The organism is Pseudomonas sp. HUK17 (assembly GCF_001566765.1).
Window position 1 is genome coordinate 139788 of record NZ_LSMW01000010.1, and the last position, 25624, is coordinate 165411.

The 25624-nt window shown below is 65.9% G+C and carries 22 protein-coding genes; 14 read left to right on the plus strand and 8 right to left on the minus strand.

Features of this window, described 5'->3' with window-relative positions:
• The first annotated feature begins 152 nt into the window (after positions 1-152).
• From AX284_RS06170 to fhuF, 7 genes are all read left to right on the plus strand, one after another.
• On the plus strand, positions 153-2324 hold the full coding sequence (locus AX284_RS06170) for a TonB-dependent siderophore receptor (RefSeq protein ID WP_068384124.1): 2172 nt from the start codon (positions 153-155) through the stop codon (positions 2322-2324).
• 233 nt (positions 2325-2557) lie between these two features.
• On the plus strand, positions 2558-4582 hold the full coding sequence (locus tag AX284_RS06175; RefSeq protein ID WP_236712146.1) for an iron ABC transporter permease: 2025 nt from the start codon (positions 2558-2560) through the stop codon (positions 4580-4582).
• A complete protein-coding gene (locus AX284_RS06180) occupies positions 4579-5514 on the plus strand; it encodes an ABC transporter substrate-binding protein (protein ID WP_177329650.1) in 936 nt (311 codons plus the stop codon). Before AX284_RS06175 ends, AX284_RS06180 begins: the two co-directional genes overlap by 4 nt.
• Positions 5515-5584: 70 nt before the next feature.
• Positions 5585-5788, plus strand: coding sequence for an MbtH family protein (locus tag AX284_RS06185; protein ID WP_068384128.1), 204 nt, complete (start codon positions 5585-5587; stop codon positions 5786-5788).
• Between the two features lie 14 nt (positions 5789-5802).
• On the plus strand, positions 5803-6795 hold the full coding sequence (locus AX284_RS06190; protein WP_068384130.1) for a TauD/TfdA family dioxygenase: 993 nt from the start codon (positions 5803-5805) through the stop codon (positions 6793-6795).
• Positions 6792-7790 (plus strand): GNAT family N-acetyltransferase, encoded by a 999-nt coding sequence (locus AX284_RS06195; protein WP_068384132.1) that lies wholly within the window; start codon positions 6792-6794, stop codon positions 7788-7790. Before AX284_RS06190 ends, AX284_RS06195 begins: the two co-directional genes overlap by 4 nt.
• A 93-nt stretch (positions 7791-7883) precedes the next feature.
• Positions 7884-8624 (plus strand): siderophore-iron reductase FhuF, encoded by a 741-nt coding sequence (fhuF, locus tag AX284_RS06200; RefSeq protein WP_068384135.1) that lies wholly within the window; start codon positions 7884-7886, stop codon positions 8622-8624.
• Positions 8625-8807: 183 nt separating this feature from the next.
• Here fhuF and AX284_RS06205 read toward each other — a convergent pair whose 3' ends face one another.
• Both AX284_RS06205 and AX284_RS06210 read right to left on the minus strand, forming a co-directional pair.
• Positions 8808-9575, minus strand: a complete 768-nt coding sequence (locus tag AX284_RS06205; protein ID WP_068384137.1) for an ATP-binding cassette domain-containing protein — start codon at positions 9573-9575, stop codon at positions 8808-8810.
• 124 nt (positions 9576-9699) lie between these two features.
• A complete protein-coding gene (locus tag AX284_RS06210; protein ID WP_068384139.1) occupies positions 9700-10596 on the minus strand; it encodes a LysR family transcriptional regulator in 897 nt (298 codons plus the stop codon).
• Between the two features lie 86 nt (positions 10597-10682).
• On the opposite strand from AX284_RS06210, the gene AX284_RS06215 reads away from it, so the two are divergent.
• From AX284_RS06215 to AX284_RS06230, 4 genes are read left to right on the plus strand one after another with little or no spacing between them, the layout of a single operon-like run.
• Positions 10683-11459 carry an SDR family NAD(P)-dependent oxidoreductase gene (locus AX284_RS06215; protein WP_017640162.1) on the plus strand — a complete coding sequence of 259 codons (777 nt, stop codon included), beginning with the start codon at positions 10683-10685 and terminating at the stop codon, positions 11457-11459.
• Between the two features lies 1 nt (position 11460).
• Complete coding sequence (locus tag AX284_RS06220) at positions 11461-12216, plus strand: SDR family NAD(P)-dependent oxidoreductase (RefSeq protein WP_068384141.1); 756 nt, start codon at positions 11461-11463, stop codon at positions 12214-12216.
• A 39-nt stretch (positions 12217-12255) separates the two neighbouring features.
• Positions 12256-13656 (plus strand): aspartate aminotransferase family protein, encoded by a 1401-nt coding sequence (locus AX284_RS06225; protein WP_068384143.1) that lies wholly within the window; start codon positions 12256-12258, stop codon positions 13654-13656.
• The gene (locus AX284_RS06230; RefSeq protein WP_017640165.1) at positions 13653-15020 is read left to right on the plus strand and encodes a glutamine synthetase family protein; all 1368 of its coding nucleotides are present in this window, start codon (positions 13653-13655) and stop codon (positions 15018-15020) included. Before AX284_RS06225 ends, AX284_RS06230 begins: the two co-directional genes overlap by 4 nt.
• A 15-nt stretch (positions 15021-15035) precedes the next feature.
• On the opposite strand, the gene AX284_RS06235 is transcribed toward AX284_RS06230, so the two are convergent.
• From AX284_RS06235 to AX284_RS06250, 4 genes are all read right to left on the minus strand, one after another.
• Complete coding sequence (locus AX284_RS06235; protein WP_064308732.1) at positions 15036-15743, minus strand: RES family NAD+ phosphorylase; 708 nt, start codon at positions 15741-15743, stop codon at positions 15036-15038.
• On the minus strand, positions 15737-16141 hold the full coding sequence (locus AX284_RS06240) for an antitoxin Xre-like helix-turn-helix domain-containing protein (protein ID WP_068384145.1): 405 nt from the start codon (positions 16139-16141) through the stop codon (positions 15737-15739). The genes AX284_RS06235 and AX284_RS06240 overlap by 7 nt, the downstream gene beginning before the upstream one ends.
• A 99-nt stretch (positions 16142-16240) precedes the next feature.
• Positions 16241-17566: a tetratricopeptide repeat protein gene (locus AX284_RS06245; RefSeq protein ID WP_068384147.1), complete on the minus strand. Its 1326-nt coding sequence runs from the start codon at positions 17564-17566 to the stop codon at positions 16241-16243.
• 222 nt (positions 17567-17788) lie between these two features.
• Entirely contained in the window at positions 17789-18400 is a 612-nt protein-coding gene (locus AX284_RS06250; RefSeq protein ID WP_068384149.1) for a LysE family translocator, read from the minus strand.
• 101 nt (positions 18401-18501) lie between these two features.
• On the opposite strand from AX284_RS06250, the gene AX284_RS06255 reads away from it, so the two are divergent.
• Complete coding sequence (locus AX284_RS06255) at positions 18502-18954, plus strand: Lrp/AsnC family transcriptional regulator (protein WP_026083743.1); 453 nt, start codon at positions 18502-18504, stop codon at positions 18952-18954.
• A gap of 96 nt (positions 18955-19050) precedes the next feature.
• Here AX284_RS06255 and AX284_RS06260 read toward each other — a convergent pair whose 3' ends face one another.
• Both AX284_RS06260 and AX284_RS06265 read right to left on the minus strand, forming a co-directional pair.
• Positions 19051-19707 carry a response regulator gene (locus tag AX284_RS06260; protein WP_068384151.1) on the minus strand — a complete coding sequence of 219 codons (657 nt, stop codon included), beginning with the start codon at positions 19705-19707 and terminating at the stop codon, positions 19051-19053.
• Positions 19704-23099 carry a hybrid sensor histidine kinase/response regulator gene (locus tag AX284_RS06265; RefSeq protein WP_068384154.1) on the minus strand — a complete coding sequence of 1132 codons (3396 nt, stop codon included), beginning with the start codon at positions 23097-23099 and terminating at the stop codon, positions 19704-19706. The genes AX284_RS06260 and AX284_RS06265 overlap by 4 nt, the downstream gene beginning before the upstream one ends.
• Before the next feature lie 295 nt (positions 23100-23394).
• On the opposite strand from AX284_RS06265, the gene urtA reads away from it, so the two are divergent.
• Together urtA and urtB are read left to right on the plus strand one after the other, a co-directional pair.
• Complete coding sequence (gene urtA / locus AX284_RS06270; protein WP_068384156.1) at positions 23395-24639, plus strand: urea ABC transporter substrate-binding protein; 1245 nt, start codon at positions 23395-23397, stop codon at positions 24637-24639.
• A gap of 63 nt (positions 24640-24702) precedes the next feature.
• On the plus strand, positions 24703-25620 hold the full coding sequence (gene urtB / locus AX284_RS06275) for an urea ABC transporter permease subunit UrtB (protein ID WP_017640174.1): 918 nt from the start codon (positions 24703-24705) through the stop codon (positions 25618-25620).
• Positions 25621-25624: the final 4 nt, after the last annotated feature.

The following is a 25624-nucleotide window of genomic DNA, read 5'->3' on the forward strand; positions in this document are numbered from 1 at the left end:
TATGCCAGGGACGGCCACCAGGCAGTGATTGACTTCTAAATAGTAACGATTCTGATTTGATATCTTATTGCCATGTAATAGAGTATTGAACGCTTTAGGGGAACGCACCTGGTGCGCGGTTTTAAGGATCATTTCAAGGACAGCTGCTAGCCATGCACAAAGTCGTAGCTCACGGATTCCAGATCACCCTGCTGGCGGCGGCCGTCGCCTGGCAGACCCAGGCGACGGCCCAGGCGAAGGAAGCGCCCGCCGCCATCGCGCCGACGACCATTACCGCCGAGGCCGAGCCCTCGCCAGTCGGTCCGGACGTGGGCTACAAGGCCAATAACAGCGCGGCAGCCAGCAAGACAAGTACTCCGCTCGCGGAGACCCCGCGTTCGGTCTCGGTGGTTACCCAGCAACGCATCAAGGATCAGCAAGCACAGACCCTGACCGACATCCTCGGCTACACCCCGGGCATCTTTTCGCCACCGTTCGCCGTGGGCGACGGCTTGGCCGGCGACTACTTCTTCATCCGCGGCTTCAATGCGACCGACTATGGCTATGGCCTCTATCGCGACGGCCTGAGAGTTCAGGGCAATCGCTACGACACCACCTCGGAGCCTTATGGCTTGGAGCGGGTTGAGGTATTCCGCGGGCCAAGCTCCATCCTCTACGGCGAGAACGCCCCTGGCGGCTTGGTCAACCTGGTCAGCAAGCGTCCCACGGCTGATTCACGTGGTGAAGTTCAGGCAAGCTATGGCAGTAACAATCGGCGCCAGCTCGGACTGGACGTCTCCGGCCCCCTCACCGATGACGGCAGTGTGCTCGGGCGGGTGGTGATGCTTGGCCGCAAATCCGACACCCAGGTGGACCATGTGCCCGATGACCGCTTCTACATCGCGCCGTCGATCACCTTCAACCTGAGCGACAGCACCGCCCTGACGCTGCTGTCCAGCTACCAGCGTGACCGTACCGCCATCGAGCTGGGCTATCCGGCCGCCGGAACCCTGCTCAACAACCCCAACGGCAAGCTCAGCCGTAACGCCATGCTCGGCAACCCAGACTGGGACAAGTTCGAGCGCGAGACCTGGAGTCTGGGCTACGAATTCTCCCACCAGTTCAACGACGTCTGGACCTTCCGCCAGAATTCCCGCTACCTGCAGTCGCGGATCGACCGGCATGAGATCTGGCCGGGAGCCCTGAATCAAGGTGGGTTCGGGACCACCGTGGCGGTATCGGCGTACGATCGCCAGAACAAGTCGATGGTCTACTCGCTGGATAACCAGCTCGAAGGCAAGTTCGATACTGGCAACTTCCAGCACACCCTGTTGTTTGGCGCGGGCTACGACCGGACATCCTACAGCCAGGACTGGAACGCCAACGACCCCAGGGCACCGATTCTCGTCAACGTCTTCAACCCCGTTTACGCCGGTGACCCCACGACGCCGCTCTCCGTTGCCGACAGTCTGCTGACCCAAAATCTCTACGGCACCTACAGCCAGCTGCAGACCAAGTACGACAACTGGATTTTCCTGCTGGGCGGACGCATGGACTGGGCCCAGAGCGAATACCGCAACCGCCGCACCTTCGCCGCCGCGGCGCAGGACGATAGCGACTGGAACCACAAGTTCACCTGGCAGACCGGGCTGATGTACCAGTTCGATAATGGGCTGTCGCCCTATGTCAGCTATGCCCGCGGCTTCGTACCGGTGCAGCAGCCGCCGGTCAATGGTCCGGCGTTCAGCCCCATCACCAGCGAACAGTACGAAGTCGGGGTGAAGTACGAACCCAAGGGCTGGAACACCAGCGTCACGGCCTCGGCATTCGACCTGCGCAAGGACAACGACGTCATCACCGAAAACAACCTGCCACGCCAGGTCGGTGAGAGTCGCTCCAAGGGCTTCGAGTTGGAGATCAACAGCAACCTCACCGACAACCTGAGCTGGGTGACGGCCTACACCTATACCGATGCCCGGATCACCAAGGACGCGCCTGGCTCACGTTTCGAGGATCGGCAGATGACCGGGGTGCCACGCAACTTCGCCTCCAGCTGGCTGACCTACAGATTCAAGGATGGCGAGCTGCGCGGTCTGCGCCTGTCCGGCGGCGTGCGCTACATCGACAGCGTGTACTCCTACACCACCACCTACGGCAAGCTGGATACCGGCGACGTCACCCTGGTGGACGCTGGTATCGGCTATGACTTCGACCGCCACTGGTCACTGGACTTCAACGCCAAGAACCTGTTCGACAAGGAGTACGTCTCGGGTTGCAACGATGCCGGTCGTTGTTACTGGGGCGACGAACGTAGCGTCATAGGCACCGTCGCCTATCGCTGGTAAGAACCTGTTCACGATCTGCTGCGCGTCGGCCAAACGGCGTTGAAAATGGCTTCGGAATGCTCATTTACCACTCGTAAACTCCGCTTCCTCAGCCATTTTCGCCTGGTTTGTCTCTAGCTCGCGAGATCGTGAACAGGTTCTAAGGTCGAGTCCCACGCCGCTGGCGTGGGCACTGCTCTCCAGTCACGGGCGAAGCCAGCAGGCTTCGCCCGCGTTGCATAAGCGAAGTCTCCATGTCGCAGTCCCCCAGGGGCGCCGTCCCGCGGTCGCCCGCTTGGTCTCTTTCCCTTGGTCTGGGCAGTCTGTTGCTGCTCGGCCTGTTCCTCTGGCAGGCGCTGTTCGCCACCGGCTGGCCCAGTGCGCAAGCCTGGGCCGCACCCTGGTCGAGCACACCCTCCTGGCCAGGGCTGGCGCTCTGGTGGCTGCAGCTGCCGCGGGCCGTGGCGGGTCTGGTGGTGGGGGCGAGCCTGGGCATCGCCGGGGCGCTCATGCAGGTGGTCACTCGTAATCCCCTGGCGTCTCCCGATCTGCTCGGCATCACTGCCGGCGCCCAGGTCGGGCTCATCCTAAGCCTGCTGCTGCCGGCCTTTCTCGGGTTGCCGCTGGTGTTTCTCGGTGGCCTGTTGGCGGCCCTGTTCACCTTCGCCATGGCCGGTGGCTGGCACACCACGCCCTTGCGCCTGACCCTAGCCGGCGTGGCCATCGCCCAGGCCGCCGCCGCGGCCATCACTCTCTTTCTCAGTCTCAACGACCGGGCCGCCATGGTCCTTTCGCTGTGGAATACCGGCTCGTTGCGGCAGTTGGGCTGGGGTCACCTGGCGTTCACCGCGCCCCTGGTCCCGCTGGCCTTACTGCTGATATGGCTACTGCGGCGGCCGCTGGATCTGTCGCGGCTGGGGGATGGCCAGATGCGCGGCCTGGGCCTGCCACCGGCCGGGATCAAGGCCGCCAGCCTGCTGCTGGCCAGCGCCCTGACCGCGCTGGCCATCCAGTTGGCCGGCCCCCTGGGCTTCATAGGCCTGATCGCGCCTAATCTGCTACGCCTCGGCCTAGGCGTGAGCCGTCCCTCCCACCTGGTCGCGCTCTCCGGTCTCTGGGGCGCCGTGCTGACCCTGGCCGCCGATGGGCTGGTCCGGCTGCTGGCCGGCTGGATCACCCTGCCGCTGGGTGTCCTCTCGGCCCTGCTGGGCTCGCTCTGCCTGCTGCTGCTCCTGGGGCGCCTCGACGCTGGCCCGCGTGCCGCCGTCGGATTGTTGGCCAGCGAGACCGGCGCGCGGCGAGGGGCGGTCTTGCCGCTCGCCAGCAGCCTGCTGGTGCTGTTGCTGGGGCTGGTAGCGGCCGGTCTCTGCGGCGGTGTCGGCCCGGGTGCCTGGGCGTTCCTGCAGGCGCTGCTCGCCGGTGCACCCGAGGCCGGGCTACTGCTGGATCTGCGCTTGCCGCGACTGCTGGTGGATGCCGGGGCAGGCGCGTTGCTCGCCACCAGCGGATTGCTGCTGCAGGCGGTGACGCGCAATCCCCTGGCCGGGCCGGAAATCCTCGGGGTCAGCCAGAGCGCTGGCTTGGCCGTGCTGGGCGCCATCGTCCTGGTCCCGGACCTGGCAGCCGAATGGCGCTTCCCCCTGGCCTGGCTGGGGGCTGGTCTTGCCCTGGCCTGGGTGATAGGCGCCAACCTGCGGCGCGGGCTGGAGCCCTTGCGCCTGGTACTGACCGGCTTTGCCATCAGTGGCCTGGTGCTGGCGCTGTCCAGCGTGCTGATCGCCCAGTATGCGAGCAACGTGGCCCAGGCGCTGACCTGGATGGTGGGTAGCAGCTACGGTCGAACCTGGGACGATGTCCAGGCGCTGCTGCCCTGGCTGCTGCTCGGGCTGGGCGCCGCCGGCCTGACCGCGCGCTGGTTGGATCTGCTGGCGCTGGACGAGGGCGTGGCCGCTGGACTGGGACTCTCCGTGGCCAGTCGCCGGCTGTTGCTGGTGGCCCTGGCCAGTGTGCTGATCGCGGCGGCCGTGGCCGTGGTCGGTCCGGTGGCCTTCGTTGGACTGCTGGTGCCCCATGGTGTGCGCCTGCTCGGTTTGCACCGGGCGCGCCAGCGTCTGGTGGTGGCGCCGCTGCTGGGTGCCTGCCTGCTGGTAGTGGCCGATTTGCTGGCGCGCTGGAGCCTGGCGCCGCTGGACATTCCCCTCGGCATTGCTACCGCGGCCCTGGGTGCGCCGGCCTTTCTGCTACTGCTGGCCAGTAGCTACAGAAAGGTGCGCCGATGAGCACGCAGCTGCTGCGTATCCTGCTGGTGTTGCTCTGGATCGCCACCCGCGCGGCCTGGGCGGCTGATGACCTGATCGCCCGCCAGTCGGCACAGCTGCCCGAACGCCCGCTGCGCATCATCACCCTCGACGATGTCGCCACTGAATTGGTGACCTCCCTGGGGCTGGCGCCGGTGGGGGTGGCCAATCTGGCCGGCTATCGGCGCTATGTCGGCCTCGGCGCCGACCTGCTCAAGGACAGCCAGCCTCTCGGCAGCATTCAGCAACCCGACCTCGAAGCCATCGCCCGGCTACGGCCGGATTTGATCCTCGGCTCCGGCTATCTCCACCTGGGACTGTTCCGTCGACTGGAGAGCCTGGGCCCGACGCTGCTCTACCGCTACGGAATGGACACGGCGGACGATGACGCCGTGGCGCGCGCCAGCGCCTTGCTCAGCGATCTCGGTAGGCGGGTCGGCCGGACAGCGGAGGCTACGGCGGTGAATATCCAGGCTGACCGCGCTTTGGCCGACACCCAGGTCGCGGCCCAGGCCGCGGGTATCGTCGGTCAACCGTTTGTCGTGCTTTTCCCCTTGCCGCAGCAGGGGGTGTTCATCACCCTCAACCGACGTGTGCTGATCAATGCCTTGGTCCGGCGCCTAGGTGGCCAAGACCCCTGGCCACTGGTCTCCAGCCGGGTGTTGCACCGCTACCAAGATGTCCAGGAGATCGCCGCGGTACCAGACCTCACGGCCCTGTTCGTCGGTGAGCAGACCGGGCATCCCTTCTTTCGCTCGTCGCTCTGGCAGGCCATGCCGCTGGCGCGCAGCGGCCGCCATGCCAGTCTGCCCAGTCCGTACTGGACCTTTGGCGGTCCGGCCAGCGTGACGATGCTGGCGCACCAGATCGCCACCGCACTGCGTGGCTTGCCGCCGCCACCGAATGGGCGCTGAACAGCCGTGCCCCTCGTTCGTCCTTTAAGAGGAAAGCCGCACGAGGCGGTTGTCTTGCAGGAGGATAGCGATGAGTTTCGACAGCGACAGCACCCAGTTCCAGGTCGTCATCAATGCCGAAGAGCAGTATTCGATCTGGCCGGACTACAAGGCCCTGCCGGCTGGTTGGACCGCCATCGGCGTCAGTGGCGACAAGGCCACCTGCCTGGCCCATATCGAGCAGGTCTGGACCGACATGCGTCCCTTGAGTCTGCGCCAGGCCATGACCCACTAGACCGGAGGTCCACCATGACGACGCTACCTGCGGATCTCCTGGAACTGGAATCCGGCCTGCCGCTCCGTCTGTCCCCGCGCGCGCCGGGTTGCGGGCTGGGCGATGTTTCCAGCGCGCTGCACGCCCTGGTGGACCAACATCTGGAAACGGCCGGCGGTATGCTCCTGCATGGTTTCGCCGACCCGGGCGTCGCCGGCTTCCAGACCTTCGCCAGCGGCTTCGGCCATCCGCTGCTGAACTATGAATTCGGCTCCACCCCGCGGAGCCGGGTGACCGCCGACGGCGTCTATACCTCGACCGAATACCCGGCGCGCCAGTGGATACCACTGCACAACGAGCAGGCCTACACCTGCGACTGGCCCATGCGCATCTGGTTCTATTGTGCCCAGGCCGCGGAAGAGGGCGGTGAGACGCCCATCGCCGATAGCCGCCAGGTGTTCGCGCGCATCGATCCGGCCCTGCGCCGACGCTTCGCCGAACGCCGACTGAGCTATGTGCGCAACTATGGCAATGGCCTGGACGTGGCCTGGCAGCAGGTGTTCGACACCGAAGACCGAGCCACCGTGGAGCGCTTCTGCGCCGCCCGTGGCATCGCCTGCGAGTGGAAGGCGGACGGCGAATTGCGCACCCGCCAGCTGTGCCAAGGGGTAGCCCGGCATCCGCGTACCGGCGACTGGGTCTGGTTCAACCAGGCACATCTGTTCCATGTCTCGGCGCTGGAGCCGGAGATGCGTGAGGTGCTGCTCGATACCGTCGGCGAGGAAGACCTGCCGCGCAATGTCTTCTATGGCGACGGCGCGCCGCTGGAAGACAGCGCCCTGGACGAGATTCGCGGAGTGCTGAATGAGTGTCGCATTCTCTTTCCTTGGAGCACCGGCGACATCCTCTTGCTCGACAACATGCTCACCGCCCATGGGCGCGCCCCATTCAAGGGCCCGCGCAAGGTGGTGGTGGCCATGACCGAAGGCCGTCATGAAGACCCCCAGCCCCGTGAGATCCCGCTATGACGTCGCTCCTGCAACTGCCGGGCGGCTTGCGCCTGGTGCACGAAAGCCTCGACGGTGACAGCCTGTGGCGCGTCGGTGACGAACTCTGGCTACGTTGCCGTGAACAGCCAGTGCCGGAAGGCCTAAAAGTCCTTGTCACAGGAGGCAGTGCCGAGCTGACGGGCGAGCGCCTGGCGGGGCTCGCGCTGGGCTTGCTGCTGCGCGCGCCCGAGGCGCCGGCACTGCTCTGGGAGGGACTGCCGGCGCTGCCCGAGGCCGTGCGCCAGGGACTGCTGACCCAGACCGCCGAGGGCAGCTGGCGGACCTGGCGCGCCCAATTCTGGCAGCGGCCGCAGCCCTGGTTGCGCCAGCCGGGCAGCGCGGGCTATCCGGCCTTGGCCCAGCTCACCGGCCAGCGCCGTCATCCCAGCCGCCCACCCAAGCCGACGGGAGAGGTCTATCGCCGCTACGACCATCGGCTGGGCGCCTGGATCGCCCTGCGCGCCCTGGCGGTGGAGGATGACCTGCCGCTGTTTCATCGCTGGCAGAATCAGCCGCGCGTGGCGGCCTTCTGGCAAGAGGAGGGCAGCCTCGAGCAACACCGAGCCTATCTGGAACGACAGGCCGCCGATCCCCATGTACTGACCCTGGTCGGCAGCCTGGACGATCAGCCCTTTGCCTACTTCGAAGCCTACTGGGCGGCCGAAGACCGCATCGCGCCGTTCTACGCCGTGGATGACTACGATCGTGGCATCCATATGCTGGTGGGGGAGGACAGTCTGCGCGGCCCCCAGCGCGTGGCCTGCTGGCTGCCGGCGCTGGTGCATTACCTGCTGCTGGACGAACCGCGCACCCGGCGCATCGTCTGCGAGCCCCGTGCCGATAACGAGCGCATGATCGGCCATCTGCAACGCCAGGGTTTCTATCGGCAGAAAGAGTTCGACTTTCCTCACAAGCGCGCCGCGCTCATGCTGCTCGAGCGCGAGCGCTTCTTCGACCACTGCGTGCTGGCATGAGGGGGCTGGCGCCAGAAAGCTTGGCCGTGACCGGGCAGCGGCCTAAGGTAAGCGGATGAATCCTGATCTCCTCGCTGTCGGATCGCGCACCCGATGATTCCTGTTCTGGCCCCTCTGTTCACCGGCCCTCTCCAGGCGTTCGCCCCGGTACTGCGGCTACCTACGGCAGGAAAGTCGGTAGTCCCGCTGGGCCCTCTGCTCAAAGAGGGGCTGCCGGATCTGCTGGACAGCTACGGCGGGGCTCCGGAGCTGGATCGGCGAGCGTTGCTCTCGGTCTGGTCCAAGTACTACTTTTCCCGGCTGATTCCCCCGGTCGTGGCGGCGGCACTATTGCTGCGCTGGCGGCTGCCCCTGGCGGTGAACCAGCTGGGACTGTTGCTGAACGACGCCCGAGTGCCGGAAGCCTTCGTCCTGCCCCATGCGGGCGAGGCCTTTGCCGTGGACCACCCGGATGTCCTCCAGCCGCTGGTGCTGGAGAATCTGCGTCCCTTCATCGAGGGCGCCTGTGCGCAGATCAGGGTGTCGCCCAAGGTGCTCTGGAGCAATGCCGGCAACTACCTGGAATGGTTTGTTGGCGAATTGCGCAAGGCGCGACCCCAGGCCGGCGCGCTACCGCCCTTCCAGCACTGGCTCGAACAACCGACCGATGCCCAGGGCGCGCGCAATCCGCTGTTCAAGCCGGTGATCTACGTCGAACTGCCCCTGGCGGGAAGCGCCGAGCAAAAGTCCTGGCAATGGCGGCAGCGACGGGTGTGCTGCATCCGTTACCGCCTGCCGGAAGAAGAACTTTGCAGCAATTGCCCGCTGCTCAAGGACCCGCAGCCTGCTGCCTAGATTCGGTACGAAAAGTCGCCGAGCGAAGATCAGGCGAGGCCTAGGCGGCCCCACGAAAAGGCTGAGGAAGCGTTCGGCCCCGCGCTCGGGTTTACGAGCGGTAAACGAGCATTGCGATCGGGCTGGCGATCCAGGCCTTTTTCAACGAAGCATCAGCGCGCGTAGGCACTTTTCTTACAGGACCTAGCAGTGAAAGCCCAACGGGGTACCATCATGGGGGTGCGGCAGGACATCCATGGGAATGCCATAGATGGCCTGCAAGGTCGCCGCGTTCATCAACTCGGAGGGGCTGCCTTCCACCAATACCCGACCCGCACGCAGGGCGATCAAGTGGTCGCAATAGCGCGCCGCCATGTTGATTTCGTGCAGTACCAGGATGATGCCGAGATCCAGTTGCCGGCCCAGCGTCTGGATCTGCTGCAGAACCTCGACCTGGTGCGCGATATCGAGCGCCGAGGTGGGCTCGTCGAGCAGCAGGTAGCGGGTGTCCTGCGCCAGCAACATCGCCAGCCACACCCGCTGTCGCTCACCGCCCGATAGGGTATCCACCAGTTGCTCGGCGAATCTATCGGTCCCCGTTAGCTGCATTGCCCGTTCGACGTGATCGCGATCCTTTTGCCCATAGCGGCCAAGGGCTCCGTGCCAAGGATAGCGGCCCATGCCGACCAGTTCCCGGACGCTCATGCCCTCCGCGGCGGGCAACTGTTGCGGCAGATAGGCCACCTGCTGGGCATAGCGTTGGGTCTTCCAGGCGGTGAGGTCCTCACCATCCAGGGTCAGGGTGCCGCCGGAGGGCGTGAGCTGACGAGCCAGCAACTTGAGCAGCGTAGACTTTCCCGAGCCATTGTGGCCGATCAGGCCAACGGTCCGGCCGCGGGGCAGTTGCAGAGATACTGGATGCAGCAAGGCCCGACCGTTGAGCGAAAAGCTTGCTTGGTTTAAGTCGAACATCGCTATTCCTGGACAGCTGCAGCTTTAGATGAGAATCGTTCCGCGTATGCTACCTGGGCAACTGGAAACCTGCCAAATCCAATGCGGAGTCCTGGGCAAGGCGAAGGCAGCCTTGCCCAGGCCGCTACGCCGGCTTGGTGCCGATCTGCTCGCGCAGGAGTTGCAGATAGCGCCGCGCGCCCAGGCCCTGGGGGCGGTTCTTGATCCAGATGACGTCGATCCAGCGACGGATCTGGCTGGCCATGTTGTCGAATTGCACCTGTTCGAGCAGCCCGGCGGCGATCAGTGGGCGCACCAGCGGGTGAGGCAGATAGGCCCAGCCCAGCCCCGCCTGGACCAGGTCCAGCGTCGCCAGATAGCTGTCGGTCAGCCAGACCCGTTGCGACAGCACGATCTGCGGATCCGAGGCATTGCGGTCGCCGCCGGCCACCACGATCTGGCGGGTATCGGCCATCAGCGTTTCGCCCAGAGGTCGATCCTGGCGGGAGGCAGGATAGCCAGGTGCCGCCACCGCCGTGAGCAACTGGCTGCCGGCCTCGGCGAAGCCTTCCTGCTCGTTGATCCCCGGACGCTCGAAGATCAGCGCCATGTCGACGCTGCCCTCGTGCAGCAGGCGGATCGCCTCGGCGCGCGCCGCCGAGCGGATCTCGATTTCCAGCGCCGGAAATTCTTCGGCCAGGGTCACCAGCGGCCGACTCCAGGCACCGGTCTGCAACTCCGGCGCCATCACCAGTACGAAGCGCCGTTCCAGCCCGGCGTGCAATTGCAGGGCATGGGCGTCGAGCAGAGTGAGCTGGCTGGCCACCTGCCGCGCCTGGGGTTCGAGGGCACGGGCCGCAGGCGTCGGTAGCGCCTTGCGGGTGGCGCGATCGAACAGCACCAGGTCCAGTTCGGCCTCCAGCTGGGAGATCGCCATGTTCACCGCTGACGGCACCCGCCCCAGGACGCGAGCCGCCGCGGAAAAGGAGCCCTCGTCGATGACGGCGAGGAAGACCCGAAGCGTTTCGCTGGTAAAGGCCATGGTTGTCAATTTCGCTGATAACGATCGTCTTTTTGTATCAGCCAGACAGGCTTAGAGTCCAGTCAGACAACGATGGAGACAGCGACATGAGCGAGTCGATGGCGGGCCAGGTGGCCCTGATCAGCGGTGCCGGCAGCGAAGCCGGCATCGGCATGGCGATAGCCCGCCGCCTGGGCGCGGCGGGGGCACGGCTGATCGTCACCGCCAGCAGTGCGCGCATCGCCGAACGGGTGGCGGAATTGCGCGCCGCCGGCTTCACCGCTGAAGGTCAGGCCCTGGATCTCACCGAGGAGGCCGCCGTTGGCGACTTCTGCCAGTGGGCCGAGGCGCGTTGGGGCCGCATCGACATCCTGGTCAACAACGCCGGCATGACCATGCAGGGCAGTCCCGAGCCCCTGGTGGAGGTGGCGCGGATGACCCTGGCCGACTGGAATCTGACCCTGGCGCGCAACCTGACCACGGCCTTCCTGCTGACCCGCGCCGTATTGCCCGGCATGCAGGCGCGCGGCTATGGCCGCATCGTCCACGTCAGTTCCGCCACCGGCACCCGGGCGGGCATTCCGCAGGCAGCGGCCTACAGCGCGGCCAAGGCGGCCATGGTCGGCATGAACATGAGTCTGGCGCTGGAGGTGGCCGGGCAGGGCATCACGGTCAACGCCGTGGCCCCTGGCTGGATCGAAACCGCCTCCAGCCTGCCGGAAGAATTGCAGGCGGCGACGCGGGTCCCCGTGGGTCGCGCCGGCCGCCCCGCCGAGGTCGCCGCGGCGGTGGCCTTCCTGGCCTCGCCCGAGGCGAGCTACATCACCGGGGAATACCTGGTGGTGGACGGCGGCAACAGCCGCATCGAAAACAAGGGGGCCTGACATGCAGCCGGTCGTACTGGTCAGTGGGGTATTGGGGGGCATCGGGGGAGCGGTGCGTGAGCATTTTCTGCAGGCGGGCTGGCGGGTCTTTGGCGCCGATCTCGACGGCGCGGCCCTGGCGACGCTACAGGCCGACGGCCGCCTTGCCGGTCAGCACGCCGCCGACCTGCGCCAGGCGGGCGCGAGCCGGGAGGTGGTCGCCCGCGTTCTGGACCGCCTGGGTCGACTCGACGCCCTGGTCAACTGCGCCGGCGTCTGGCGCGAAGGTCCGGCGGAAACCTTCAGCGAGGAAGACTTCGACCTGGTGCTGGACGTCAATCTCAAGGCCAGCTTCTTTCTCTGCGCCGCGGCCATACCCGCGCTGCGGGAAACTCGCGGCGCCATCGTCAACCTGAGCAGCGATGCCGGTCGCCAGGGCAACCGCAACGCCGCCGTCTACTGCGCCAGCAAGGGCGCGGTGACCCTGATGACCAAGGCCCTGGCGCTGGATCTGGCGCCCAGCGGGGTGCGCTGCAACAGCATCTCCCCCGGCGATGTGGCGACGCCCATGCTGAGCTTTCAGGCCGAGCGCTACGGCAAGGGCGATCCCGCCGCCTATCTGCAGGAATTGCTGGAGAAGTATCCGCAAGGCGAGCAGGCGCGCTTCATCCAGCCCGAGGAAGTCGCCGAGCTGGCTTTTTTCCTGTGCCAACCCGCCGCCCGCTCCATCACCGGCGCGGACCTGGCCATCGATTGCGGCGTCTCGGCAGGGCACTGAGCCCGGGCCGAGCCGCCCTCCACCCAAGAGGAATCCGACATGACCACCAGTGGTATCAGCGAAGCCGCCGTCCAGACCTTTGTCGCGGCCGAACGCGAGCGCTTTCTGGCGCGCAATCCTAAATCCCTCGCCCTGGCCGAGCGGGCCCGGCACTCACTGTTCGGCGGCGTGCCCATGCACTGGATGAACGACTGGTCGATGCCCAGTGCGCTGTTCGTCAGCCATGCCCAGGGTGCGCGCTTCCATGACGTCGACGGCCACGAGTACATCGACTTCTGCCTGGGCGACACCGGCAGCATGTTCGGCCATTCGCCGGCGCCCATCGCTCGGGCCCTGGCCGAGCAGGGCGCGCGTGGACTCACCACCATGCTGCCCGGCGAGGATGCCGTGGTCGCCGGGGAGCTGCTCGCCGAGCGCTTCGGCCTGCCGTTCTGGCAGGTGGCGACCACTGCCACCGACGCCAACCGCTATGTCATCCGCTGGGCGCGCGCCATCACCAATCGCAAGATGCTGCTGGTGTTCGACGGCTGCTACCACGGTACCGTCGACGATGTCATGGTGCGCCATCAGGAGGGGCGCACCGTGCACCGCGGCGGCCTGATCGGCCAGGCGCACAACCTGGCCGAGACCAGCCGGGCCGTGCCCTTCAACGACCTGGCCGCGCTGGAGGCGGCCCTGGCGAAGGGCGACGTCGCTGCGCTGATCTGCGAACCGGCCATGACCAACATCGGCATGGTGCTGCCCGCTCCGGGCTTCATGGACCAGGTCCGCGCCCTGACCCGGCAATACGGCACCCTGCTGATCATCGACGAGACCCACACGCTGTCCACCGGCCCCGGCGGCTGTACCCGCGCCTGGAATCTGCAGCCGGACTTCATCACCTTCGGCAAACCCATCGCCGGGGGCGTCCCCTGTTCGGCCTATGGCTGCAGCCACGAGATGGCCCAGGCCATGCGCCTGGCGCAGCAGCACGCCAGCGAGACCAGCCACGGCCATGGGCACAGCGGCATGGGCACCACGCTGTCGGCCAATGCCCTGGCCATGCGCTGCCTGCGCGTCAGCCTGGAAGAGGTCATGACCCCGGCCGCCTATGCGCGGATGCTGCCGCTGGCGGCGCGACTGGCCGCCGGCCTGCGCGAGGTGATCGCCCGCCATGGCCTGGCCTGGTCGGTGACCGAACTGGGCGCCCGCTGCGAATTCCAGTTCTGCGCCACACCGCCCACCACCGGCGCCGAGGCGGAAGCCGCCTTCCACGACAGCCTGCAGCAGGCGCTGCATCTCTACCTGATCAACCGGGGCATCCTCATCACCCCCTTCCACAACATGACCCTGTGCTGCCCGGATCTCGCAGCGGCGGACGTCGACCGCCTGCTGGCCACCCTCGACCAGGGCCTTGCCGAGCTCCTGGCGCTGCCCGGCGCCCGGGAGTGCCAGCCATGAACTTCGCCGACGCCCAGGAAGCCCGCGACTTCCTCGCCGCCCACCCCGAGGTGCGCAGCATCGAACTCATGCTGATCGATGCCAATGGCGTGCCGCGCGGCAAGCTGCTGCACCGTGACGAACTGCTGGCCATCTACGAGGAGGGCCGGCCGCTGCCCAGCTCCATCCTGGCGCTGACCCTGCAGGGCGAAGACGTCGAGGCCACCGGCCTGGTCTGGGAGGTCGCCGATGTCGACTGCTGGACCTATCCGCTGCCCGGCAGTCTGACCCTGCAACCCTGGCGCAGCACCCCGACCGGCCAGGTGCAGGTGAGCATGCACCCGACCCAGGGGCTGCCGGCCACCCCCGCCGATCCCCGGCATGCCCTGGTGCGGGTGATCGAGCGGCTGCAGGCCGACGGCTTCCAGCCGGTGATGGCGGTGGAGCTGGAGTTCTATCTGCTCGACCGCACCCGTGACGCCCAGGGCAGGCCGCAACCGGCGCTGCAGATGAATGGCGTGCGACCCGGCTCGCCGCAGGTCTATGGGGTCTACGAACTGGAGCAGCTGCAGCCCTTTCTCGATGACCTCTACGCCGCCTGCGAGGTGCAGGGCCTGCCGGTGCGCACGGCCATCTCCGAATACGCCCCCGGCCAGCTCGAACTGACCCTGCTGCACCGCTTCGATGCCCTCCAGGCCATCGACGAAGGCATTCGCTACAAGCGCCTGGTCAAGGGCGTGGCCAACCGCCACGGCCTGCAGGCCTGCTTCATGGCCAAGCCGTTCGGCGACCAGGCGGGCAGCGGCCTGCACCTGCACGTCAGCCTGGCCGATGCCGAGGGCAACAACCTCTATGCCAGCGAGGACCCGCAGGGCACGCCGCTGCTGCGCCATTCCATCGGCGGCATGCAGCACCGGATGCTGGATGCCCTGGCGATCTTCTGTCCCAACGCCAACTCCTACCGCCGTTTCCAGGCCAACAGTTACGCGCCGCTGGCCAAGAGCTGGGGGGTCAACAACCGCAGCGTGTCCCTGCGCGTGCCCGGCGGTCCGGCCAGCAGTCGCCATATCGAGCACCGCATCTGCGGCGCCGATGCCAATCCCTATCTGGCCGCCGCGGCCATCCTCGCCGCCATCCACGAAGGCATCCGTGACGAGCGTGACCCGGGACCCGCCATCGTCGGCAATGGCTACGAGCAGGCTACCGACCTGCTGCCCACCGACTGGCTGACCGCGCTGCAGGCGCTGGAGCGCTCTGCGTGGATCAAGGAGACGCTGGGGGAGCGGTTCATCGAGGTCTACCTCGCCATCAAGCGCGCGGAATACCGGCAATTCATGGCCGAGGTGGGGGAGCAGGACTGGCGGTGGTATCTGACCCACGCCTGAGGGGGCGCTACCTGATCAGGTCGGCTCGCCCGGCACGGCGGTGAGGCGATTGACGCTGATGATGCCGCCGTTCCAGATCATCTCAACCGGCGCCGCCTGGACCACCGCACTGATCCGTCCTGGGGTCAGCAATGCCCAGCAGTGGTTGCCGGGACGCCGCACCGAGCGATAGCGCAGGCCTGGGCAGCCGGCGCGTTTGGCGGCGGCGCCAAGACTACGCGCCGCGCCGTAGTCTGCGGGGTGGTAGAGGGCATCGGTCGCTTCCAGCACCAGGGCATCGCGGAAGCCCTCTTCAGAGAAGCTCACCGAAAGATTGCGGAAGACGAACCGCTCGTATTTCAGCGCGGGCACCTTCGACCAGTACGCTTGCTGATGATAGCGAACCTCGGCAAGGGCGGTATCGGGATGGTCGGCCAGATAGAGAACGCCGAAGGTGCCATCGCTGAAGCGCGAACCCTCTGGATTGACGTGAGTGAAGGGCGCTGTCGCATAGGAGCAACCCGAGATGCCGAAGGGAATCTGTTCGCGGGGAATCAGCTCCAGACGCCCCAGCTCGTTTTGTAGGCGCGGGTTGGTCAACACCTGTAACTGATGGAGCACGGCGAAATCTTCGGCATTGGCAACATCGTCGAACAGGTGGATGGGCGGGAATTTGGAGTTGACCAGGCGATGCCCTTGTAGACGCTCATCGGCCAGCAGGGGCAGGTCCTCCAGCTTCACCATCCGGCACCGCGCAGGACGTCGATACGCCGGAAGGTTTCATAGAGGGAGATCATGTCGCCCTGGGCCATGATCTCCAGCGGCGAACGGCCATTGAAGAACTCATTGTGATTGGCCATGGCGACGAAGCCGTAGACGTTTTCCGGGTTGTCGAAGACCAGGCGTAGCGCGGAATGCATGTTCAGCACCAGGCTGACACGCTGGAGCTGATCGGCATCCAGACTCACCGCCCAGTTACCTTCCCGCTGCAAGGCCCGGGTGTAGGTGCTGCGCGAGATGCGCAAGATGCGGCAACTCTGCTCACTGGAGGCCTGCCATCTGTCCAGAATGTTGAGCGCTGCCCGTAGGCAGGCCGTGCTCTGGCTTTTCGAAAACTGTTCAACGGCAACGACCTGGGACATAGGACTCTCCAATCTGTAGATGCAAATATAATGAAATTGCGTCTACAGATAAAGAGATAAGGTAAAACTGATCACCGGGTAGTCCGTGAACATCCCGGATCAGGATGCAAGGCTGGCCCGCCAGTGCCGGTCGCGGGTCGAAGGCCGCCGGTGCAGGCGCTCGTCCAGCAGTACGCCTGCCTTGGTGTGGTCGCCCCCGCGCAGCAGGGCGACCAGCAGGGTGTCTTCGATGACCTCGCGCTGGGCGCCACTGCCACCGATGCGGGCGACATCCGTGCGCAGCGGCTCCAGCAGCCGTGCGCAGCCGTCATAGTCCTCGTCGGCGAAGGCCAGCAAGGCGCGGCAGAGCAGGGGGACGACCGGTCCGGCGGAAAGAGTGCCGTCGCACAGGCGGGCTTCGAGTCCGGCCACGCGTTCTTCCAGCGCCTGCCGATCCCCGGTCGCCGCGGCGATCAGGGCCATATGGACGTCGGCGAAAGCCAGCCCCGGTTGCTGGAACAGCCCGGACGCACTGGCCGCAGTAGCCTGCCAGAGGTCGGCTGGCACCTCGTGGCCATAAAGCCCCAGGCGCCAGAGAAAGGAGGCGTTGTCGCTGACCCGGTTGAGCGGACCGGCGGTGGACGCGGCTGGCGCTACGAAGCGCTGATAGAGGTCCAGCGCGCCCTGGCTGTCGCCCTGTTCGAGGGCCACCAGGGCGCCGTGCCAGGCGATATGGCCATGCAGGGTACCGTGATGGGGGTACTCGGGCAGCCAGCCTGCGATCAGGGCCTGCGCGGCCGGGCTGTCGCCGGATTCGTGCAGGACATGGGTCAGGGCATGGGCTGCATTGACGTTGTGGCGGCGTAGCTCCAGCGCCCGCTCGGTGAGCGTACGGCCCCGCACCACCTCGCCGTTCTCGCCCAGGGACCAGCCGCGGTAGGTCAGAAACCACCAGTCATCCGCAGCGAAATGGCGGGCATGGCGCTCGCAGAGATCGACCCGTGCCTGATCGTGATCGGCCCGCCCGGAAAATGCCAGCAGGCCGAAAGCACCCAGGGGCAAGCCCAGGATCAGGATGTCCCGCGGCCAGCGGTCGGCATGCGCCAGGGCATCTTGCAGCGCCTGGGCGGATTCACCGGCGATCAGCCGCTGCAGGACCTGCACATGGCTGCGCTCGCGCTCCGTGCCGCGCCGCTCGACCAGCCGCTGCGCCCGCACGATGGCCTCCCGGGCGGCACCGGCCTGGTTGTCGATCAGCTGCAGCCGCGCCCGCGCTGCAAGCGCCAGGGCGAAATCAGGATCGGCGGCGATGGCCTCGTCCAGCGCCTCGGCCGCCCCCGGCCAGAGCGATAGCAGCAGATCGACACCGGCCTGGTAGCGCTCGGCGGCGAAGGCAGAGAAGGTCGACAAGGGGAGGTCGTAGCGGTCGGTATAAGGCGTGGACATCGTGTGTATCTATCATCTAGGTGAGGGGAGAGGGCCGCGGCTCTGGCGCAGGAGCGCTATCGGGCATCATGGATAGCAGCCAGACCGGACATTGAATAGTGCCCGTCGCTCACGATGACATGAGTGCGGCTCATCGCCAGGAACGGATCTGTCTGCCCCAGGAGCGTTGCTCGGGTGTGCCATCGGCGACCTTCCCACAGCCGCGAAGAACCGTTTTCCTAGTCAGTGGGTGAAAAGCTGATAGAGCGGCGGCAAGGTGGCGACCAGCAGCGTGACGGCCATGGCCAGATTGAAACAGCGGGCGCGGCGTTCATCGGCCAACCCATTACGCAGGACGCTGCCGGCGAGCGCCCAGATCCCTACACAGGGAAGGCTCACCAGCGCCAACAGGGTAGCGGCCAGCATCACGTCCAGGCGGTGATGCTGCACCGGTATATAGGTGGCCGCTGCGCTGATGGATACCGTCCAGGCCTTGGGATTGATCCACTGGAAGGCCGCGCCGCCCAGCAGGCCCATCGGCGTGGTGGCCTCGGCGTCGAGCCGAATAGGTCCGCAGGTAGCGATACGCCAGGCCAGCAGCAGGAGATAAGCCAGTCCCAGAATGCTCAGCAGCAGATGCAGGCCGGGTAGGGCGGCAAAGACTACGCCTAGACCAAGACCCACTACCGCCAACTGCAGCGCTACCCCAATGGCGATCCCGACAATTAGCGGCAGCGTACGTCTCACGCCCACCTGGGCGCCGCTGGCGAGCACCAGGACGTTATTGGGACCTGGAGTCGCGGTGAGGATGAAACAAAACAGCAGAAAGGGCAGCAGGACGGCGAGATCGGTCATGGCAACGGTAGTGCAGCTTTAGGAAATTGGGTCGTATTTTATTGCTTTGACATCGATATAGGATGGCATAAACTTCTTCCTGGACGGCTGGAGTGCAATTAATGATCAAAGTAGATCGTCTTGATCGCCGAATATTGCGTGAGCTCGAACGGGATGCTCGACAGACCAACGTCAAGCTGGCTGAACGGGTAGGGCTGTCGCCCTCGGCTTGCCTCAGGCGCGTACAGGAGCTGGAGCGCTCCGGTGTCATCAAGGGTTATCGAGCGGTGGTGGATCGATCACTGCTGGGCATCGGCTTCGTCGTCTACGTTGCGGTGGGCATGTCCTCTCACTCCCGTGCGGTGCTGGATGCCTTCGAAGCGGCCATCAGCGATTCGGCGGATGTGGTCGAGTGCCACACCGTCACCGGCGCGGTCGAGTATCTGTTGCGCATAGAGGTCGCCGACATGAGTGCCTATCGCACCTTCCATACCCAGGTTCTCGGCGTACTGCCCCATGTCCATTCGGTGGTCAGCTACATCGTCATGGATACCGCCAAGGACGAGCGTGCCTAGCTTGGCAACGTCCTGCAGTTAGGTAGCGGCAGTGATTCTCCGCTCCTGCATTAGCTGACAGCGGTCCCTGGGAGGTGCTTGACGGCGCCCGAACGCTTAGCGGCACGTCGCGATGGCCAGGGTCGCCGCCGCAGTGCGCGTTTCTACCCCGAGTTTCACGTAGACGTGTTCCAGGTGCTTGTTCACCGTGCGGGGCGAGAGGCCGAGGATGTCGCCGATGTCGCGATTGGTCTTGCCGCAGGCGACCCAGTGCAGCACCTCGACCTCGCGGCCGGTCAGCTGGTAGCGGCTGCTGAGCGGCGCCAGGTCCAGCGCGGTCCTGGCATACGGGCGGCTCGCTGGCAGGCTGCGCGCCGCCTGGAGTTCGCGCGCCGTGCGCAGGTGGGCGGCGACTCGTGCCATGACCTCATCGGTCTTGAGTGGCTTGGTCACGTAGTCGATGCCGCCCGCGGCGAAGGCCTCCACCACGTGCTCGCTCTCGGTCAGGGCGGTCATGAACAGCACCGGGATATCGGCCAGTTCGGCCTGGGCCTTGATCCGACGGCAGGTCTCGAAGCCATCCAGCCCGGGCATCATGGCGTCCAGCAGCACCACGTCCGGGCGGCGGCGCTGCATGCGTTCCAGGGCGCTGGCGCCGTCCAGGGCCACCAGCACCATGTAGCCACTGGCGTCCAGGGCGTCGGAGAGCAGGGCGAGGTTGTCCGGCGTGTCATCGACGATCAGCACCACGCTGGGCGGTAGGGCGGCGGTCATGGATTCTCTCCTTCCAGGGGCAGGTCGGCCGGCTGCAGCGCATCTTTGAGACGGCGATTGAAGTCGTTGAGCTGAAAGCGTTTCACCAGTGCGCGCAGGGTATCGACATAGGCGGCGCTGGCCGGCTCCTCGCGCTCGATGTGATCCAGGCAGACGTGGATGCCTTTCACATAGCCCAGCGCCCCCAGCTCCTGTAACGCTTCCAGACTGGCAGCGCTCGGCGGTTGGAGCGAAATCGATCGTGCGCCAGGCGGTCCGGCGGTCCGCTCCAGCCAGGTCAGATTCAGATGCATCCTGATCTTTTCCAGCAGCTGCGGCGTATGGACCGGTTTGGCCAGGTAATCATCGCAGGCGGCCGCGGTGCTGCGTTCGCGATCAACGGCGAAGGCATTGGCGGAAATGACGATGATCGGCGCCCTGGACAGGCCATTGCGGCGGATCAGCGCGCTGGTCTCCAGTCCGTCCAGCAGCGGCATGGAAAGATCCATGAGGATGAGGTCCGGCTGCCAGAGGGCAACCTGGCGGATGGCGTCCTGGCCATTGGCGGCCTCCGCCAGTTCGAAGCCAAGAGGTTCGAGCATGCCGGCCAGCACCCGGCGGTGATCCAGGTGGTCGTCCACCAGCAGCACCCGGCGTCGCGGGCCCTGATAGCCGCTGATGCTGTGTTCGACGTGGACCAGCGCCTGGGGCACCCGTACCTCGGACAGGAACAGGCGCACCACGAAGCGGGTGCCCTGGCCGGGCGTGCTGGTCACGTCAAGGGCGCCGCCCATCAACGTCACCAACATGCGGGTGATGGTCAGGCCCAGTCCCAGGCCGTTGTCCTGGCGCAGCGGATCACCCCGTTCGAAGGGTTGGAATAGCCGCCCCAGCTGCTCTGCGGCGATGCCCAGACCGCTGTCGATGACCTCGAAGGTAGCGGTTTCCCGCGCATAGGTGACCGCCAGGATCACGCCACCCTGGTCGGTGTAGCGCACGGCATTGCTGAGCAGATTGATGAGGATCTGCCGCACCCGTTTTTCATCGCCGCGCACCACGGCGGGGAGGCGTCCCCCGACCTCGAGGGCAAAGCTCAGACCCTTGTCCTGGGCCTGGGGCGTGAACATCTGCTGCAGCTGTTCGAGAAACTCCGGAAAGGGAATCTCCGAGGGTTCCAGCTGCAGCTTGCCCGCTTCGATCCGGGCCACGTCGAGCAGGCCGTCGATCAGCGAGAGCAGGTGCGAGCCATTGCGGTAGATGGTGGCCAGGGCATCCAGCTGATGGCCGCTGCTGGCCGGATCACGCTGCAGGATCTGGGTATAGCCGAGGATGCTGTTCAGCGGCGTGCGCAACTCGTGGGACAAGCCCGTGACGTAGCGGCTCTTGGCCGCGTTGGCGGCTTCGGACGCCTCCTTGGCCCGCTGCAGCGCTTCGTCGGTCTTGCGGTGCGCCTCAATCTCCTGCATCAGCAGCGCGGTCTGCCGGGTCGATTCCTCCAGCGCCACATGGCGGCTCTCGCGGGTCAGTACCACCCACCAGGCCAGGGCGCCGGCAAACAGCGTGAGCACCATGAAGGCCTTGAAGAATCCCTGATACAACAGGTGACGCTCATCGACCTGCAGCCCCTGGGAGACCTGGCTGTAGATCAGCGCCAGGGCACAGAACATCAGCCCGACCATGACCAGCAGCACGCCCAGATAGTGCGCCAAGCGGGTATGCAGGCGCGGCACCGAGGTGTTCGGCAGCAGCCAACGCAGCAGGGTATCGACCTGCTCGGCGAGGCGCGCCCTGGGCTTGCAGAGATCGCCACAGCGCGCATCCAGGGCGCAGCAGAGCGAGCAGATGGGCGCGCCGTAAGCAGGGCAGAAGGCGATGTCTTCGCGCTCGAAGGCGTTGGTACAGAGCACGCATTCCAGATGGACCTGCGCGGGATACAGCAACTTCAGCACGCTGGTCCGGGCGATGTAGTAGCGGCCCCGGGTGAGCCAGGCCAGCAGCGGCGCGCAGATCAGCGCGGAGACCAGTGATACCAAGGGTGAGGCGGCTTGCGCCAGGGCGCCGAACAGCCCCGCATGAGCCAGACCGGACAGCAGCGAGGCGAGCAGCATGGCACCGACGCCGACCGGGTTGATGTCGTAGAGGTGCGCCCGCTTGAACTCTATGTGCCGGGGTGACAGCCCTAGAGGCTTGTTGATCACCAGGTCGGCGACCACGGCGCCGATCCAGGCGATGGCGATGTTGGCATAGAGCCCAAGCACCTCCTGGATGGCCTCGAACACTCCCAGCTCCATCAGCATCAGGGCGATCAGCACGTTGAACACCAGCCAGACCACCCTTCCCGGGTGGCTGTGGGTGACCCGGGCGAAGAAGTTGGACCAGGCCAGGGAGCCGGCATAGGCATTGGTCAGGTTGATCTTGACCTGGCTGACGATGACGAACAGCACCATGGCCCCCATGGCCCAGCCGGGCGAGGCGAACACGTAGCCGAAGGCGACCAAGTACATCTGGGTAGGTTCGGCGGCACGCTCCAGGGGAATCTCGTGCTGCAGGGCGAGAAAGGCCAGGAAGGCGCCGGCCAGCATCTTCAGGGCGCCGGGCACTATCCAGCCGGGACCGGCCATCAGCAGCGCCGCCCACCAGCGCCGGCGATTCTGCGCGGTCTTTTCCGGAAGAAAGCGCAGGTAGTCGACCTGCTCGCCCACCTGGGTCACCAGGGCCAGGGCCACGGTACAGGCGGCGCTGAAGGACAGCAGGTTGAAGGCGCCGGCCTCGCCCTCGCGGCCGGCGAAGGTGGTCCAGTCCGCCAGGGCCCCGGGATTCTTGGCGATGACGAAGGCATAGGGCAACAGCAGCAGGATCAGCCAGAGCGGCTGGCTCCAGAGCTGCAGGCGGTTGATCAGGGTGATGCCATAGGTGACCAGGGGGATGACGATGATCGAACAGATGACATAGGCCAGGGCCAGCGGAATGCGGAAGTACAGTTCCAGGGCCAGCGCCATGATCGCCGCTTCCAGCGCGAAGAACAGGAAGGTGAAGCTGGCGTAGATCAGCGAGGTGATGGTCGAGCCGATGTAGCCGAAGCCGGCGCCCCGGGTCAGCAGGTCCATGTCCACCCCGTAGCGCGCCGCGTAATAGCTGATTGGCAGGGCGGTGAGAAAGATCACCAGGCTCGCCGCCAGCACGGCCCAGAGGGTATTGGTGAAGCCATAGCTGATCGCCAGGGCGCCACCGATGGCTTCCAGGGCCAGAAAGGACACGGCGGCCAGGGCGGTGTTGGCGATGCGGAATTCCGACCACTTGCGAAACGACCGGGGCGTGTAGCGCAGGGCGTAGTCTTCCAGCGTCTCGTCGGCCACCCAGCTGTTGTAGTCCCTGCGGATCTTGGCGATGCGTTGCGTCCCGGTCTGCTGCACGGCAGGGCTCCTGGGGTCTGCGTGGCGGTGTTCAGGCAAGTTCCATGCCTCGGCCGTCTTGGCCTCCTGCCTCTCTGTGGCCACTGTCTGCCCGGCCTGGCGTGCCCCGCGCGGGCGCGCGACAGACAGAGCATGCCTCAGGGCGTTGCAGCGGGCTGTACGTCAGATGACGTAGGCCGTTACGTCATCCTGCGTATGTTCCGCGCCGCCTGTCCCGGCCCATCCTTGCTCCGCAGCGCAAGCCGCAGTCCCGGTCCCCGGGGGCGACCTGCACATCATCTAGAGGAGCGACAAGATGCACAGATCAGCGGGCGTGAAATCCAGTCTTCCGCGACGCCTGGCGCTGGGCGCCGCGGCATTGTCCCTGTTGGCAGCCAGCGTGTTCAGCCAGGGCGTGATGGCGGACGCCGCCAATACCACCGGCCTGGCCGTGACCGATACCACCGTGACAGTCGGCCAGTTGCATTCCGCCACCGGCACCATGGCCATCTCCGAGACCGGGGCCATCCAGGCCGAGCGGCTGGCGATTGAGCAGATCAATGCCCAGGGCGGGGTGCTCGGGCGGCAGGTCAAGATCATCCAGGAAGACGGCGCCTCCGACTGGCCGACCTTCGCCGAAAAGGCCAAGAAGCTACTGGAGGCCGACAAGGTCGCGGCGGTGTTCGGCTGTTGGACCTCGGCCTCGCGCAAGGCGGTGCTGCCGATCTTCGAGAAGGACAACGGCCTGCTCTACTACCCGACCTTCTACGAGGGCCTCGAGCAGTCGAAGAACGTCTTCTACACCGGCCAGGAAGCCACCCAGCAGATTCTCTCGGCGCTGGACTGGCTGGCCAAGGAGAAGGGCGGCAAGACGTTCTACCTGGTGGGCTCGGACTACATCTGGCCGCGGACCTCGATGAAGATCGCCCGCAAGCACATTGAAAACGTGCTGCATGGCGAGGTGGTGGGGGAGGAGTACTACCCGCTGGGCGGCACCCAGTTCGGTTCCCTGACCAACAAGATCAAGCTGAAAAAGCCCGATGTGGTCTTTGCCGCGGTCGTCGGGGGCTCCAACGTGGCCTTCTACAAGCAGCTCAAGGCGGCTGGCATCACTTCGGCCAAGCAGACTCTGCTGACCCTCTCGGTGACCGAGGATGAGATGCTCGGCATCGGTGGCGAGAACATGGCCGGCTTCTACTCCTCGATGAAGTACTTCCAGACCCTGGACAATCCCAACAACAAGGCCTTCGTCGAGGCGTTCAAGGCCAAGTACGGCAAGGATGCGGTGGTGGGCGACGTCACCCAGGCGGCCTATCTCGGTCCCTGGTTGTGGAAGATGGCGGTGGAGAAGGCCGGCAGCTTCGATGTCGACAAGGTGGTCGCGGCGTCTCCGGGCCTGGAGCTGAAGACCGCACCGGAAGGCTACGTGAAGGTTCACGAGAACCATCACCTTTGGAGCCGCTCGCGCATCGCCCAGATCCAACCGGACGGCACCTTCAAGGTGGTCCACGAATCCGCCGATCTGATCGAGCCCAATCCTTTCCCCAAAGGCTACCAGTAAGCCTTGCCTGACCGGAGGCGTCGCCTGACGGACGCCTCCGTCCACCTTCACGGGAAGATCTCCATGGAAAGCTTATCCGACTTCGGCGCGATCGCCGTGATGCAGGGTTTCAACGGCCTTTCGGTGTTCTGCGTGTTGCTGCTGATGGCGCTGGGGCTGGCGATCATCTTTGGGCAGATGGGCGTGATCAACATGGCCCATGGCGAATTTCTCACCGTGGGGGCCTACACCACCTACGTGATGTCCTCGCTTACCCTGCACCTGTTTCCGGCCTTGCAGCCCTACTACTTCTTTTTCGCCCTGATCCTGGCGTTCTTCGTCGCCGGCGCCATCGGCTGGTTGGTGGAGTGGGCGATGATCAGCCGGCTCTACCAGCGCCCGCTGGACACCCTGCTGGCCACCTGGGGCCTGTCGCTGATCCTGCAGCAGGTGTTTCGCTCGGTATTCGGCGCCCGCGAGGTCAGTGCCGAACTGCCGGAATGGATCATGGGCTCCTGGAGCCCGACCGCCAGCATCGATATCCCCAAGAACGGCCTGTTCGTCATGGTCGTGACTGCGCTGCTGACCCTGACCCTGTTCTTCATGCTGTACCGCTCGCGCTGGGGGCTGCAGGTGCGCGCCACCATGCAGAACCGGGTGATGGCTCGCGCCGTGGGTATCAACACCCGCCGCGTAGACCGCCTGACCTTCGCCCTGGGCTGCGGCGTGGCCGGGGTGGCGGGCGCGGCCTTCACCACCATCGGCTCCATCGGTCCGACCTCGGGCTCGCTGTATATCGTCGACACCTTCCTGGTGGTGGTCTTTGGTGGCGCAGCCAGCCTGCTCGGCACCATCGCCTCGGCCTTCGGGATCGCCCAGGCGCAGTCGCTGCTGGAATTCTTCCTCTCTGGTTCCATGGCCAAGGTGCTGACCCTGTCGGCGGTGATCCTCATCCTGATGCTGCGGCCCCAGGGGCTGTTCTCGGCAAAAGTCCGCAAGTAGGGAG

Excerpts from the sequence above, each read along its gene's own strand:
- AX284_RS06170 (WP_068384124.1), top strand. The coding sequence starts at position 153 with ATGCACAAAGTCGTAGCTCACGGATTCCAGATCACCCTGCTGGCGGCG.
- AX284_RS06175 (WP_236712146.1), top strand. The coding sequence starts at position 2,558 with ATGTCGCAGTCCCCCAGGGGCGCCGTCCCGCGGTCGCCCGCTTGGTCT.
- AX284_RS06180 (WP_177329650.1), top strand. The coding sequence starts at position 4,579 with ATGAGCACGCAGCTGCTGCGTATCCTGCTGGTGTTGCTCTGGATCGCC.
- AX284_RS06185 (WP_068384128.1), top strand. The coding sequence starts at position 5,585 with ATGAGTTTCGACAGCGACAGCACCCAGTTCCAGGTCGTCATCAATGCC.
- AX284_RS06190 (WP_068384130.1), top strand. The coding sequence starts at position 5,803 with ATGACGACGCTACCTGCGGATCTCCTGGAACTGGAATCCGGCCTGCCG.
- AX284_RS06195 (WP_068384132.1), top strand. The coding sequence starts at position 6,792 with ATGACGTCGCTCCTGCAACTGCCGGGCGGCTTGCGCCTGGTGCACGAA.
- fhuF (WP_068384135.1), top strand. The coding sequence starts at position 7,884 with ATGATTCCTGTTCTGGCCCCTCTGTTCACCGGCCCTCTCCAGGCGTTC.
- AX284_RS06205 (WP_068384137.1), bottom strand. The coding sequence starts at position 9,575 with ATGTTCGACTTAAACCAAGCAAGCTTTTCGCTCAACGGTCGGGCCTTG.
- AX284_RS06210 (WP_068384139.1), bottom strand. The coding sequence starts at position 10,596 with ATGGCCTTTACCAGCGAAACGCTTCGGGTCTTCCTCGCCGTCATCGAC.
- AX284_RS06215 (WP_017640162.1), top strand. The coding sequence starts at position 10,683 with ATGAGCGAGTCGATGGCGGGCCAGGTGGCCCTGATCAGCGGTGCCGGC.
- AX284_RS06220 (WP_068384141.1), top strand. The coding sequence starts at position 11,461 with ATGCAGCCGGTCGTACTGGTCAGTGGGGTATTGGGGGGCATCGGGGGA.
- AX284_RS06225 (WP_068384143.1), top strand. The coding sequence starts at position 12,256 with ATGACCACCAGTGGTATCAGCGAAGCCGCCGTCCAGACCTTTGTCGCG.
- AX284_RS06230 (WP_017640165.1), top strand. The coding sequence starts at position 13,653 with ATGAACTTCGCCGACGCCCAGGAAGCCCGCGACTTCCTCGCCGCCCAC.
- AX284_RS06235 (WP_064308732.1), bottom strand. The coding sequence starts at position 15,743 with ATGGTGAAGCTGGAGGACCTGCCCCTGCTGGCCGATGAGCGTCTACAA.
- AX284_RS06240 (WP_068384145.1), bottom strand. The coding sequence starts at position 16,141 with ATGTCCCAGGTCGTTGCCGTTGAACAGTTTTCGAAAAGCCAGAGCACG.
- AX284_RS06245 (WP_068384147.1), bottom strand. The coding sequence starts at position 17,566 with ATGTCCACGCCTTATACCGACCGCTACGACCTCCCCTTGTCGACCTTC.
- AX284_RS06250 (WP_068384149.1), bottom strand. The coding sequence starts at position 18,400 with ATGACCGATCTCGCCGTCCTGCTGCCCTTTCTGCTGTTTTGTTTCATC.
- AX284_RS06255 (WP_026083743.1), top strand. The coding sequence starts at position 18,502 with ATGATCAAAGTAGATCGTCTTGATCGCCGAATATTGCGTGAGCTCGAA.
- AX284_RS06260 (WP_068384151.1), bottom strand. The coding sequence starts at position 19,707 with ATGACCGCCGCCCTACCGCCCAGCGTGGTGCTGATCGTCGATGACACG.
- urtA (WP_068384156.1), top strand. The coding sequence starts at position 23,395 with ATGCACAGATCAGCGGGCGTGAAATCCAGTCTTCCGCGACGCCTGGCG.
- urtB (WP_017640174.1), top strand. The coding sequence starts at position 24,703 with ATGGAAAGCTTATCCGACTTCGGCGCGATCGCCGTGATGCAGGGTTTC.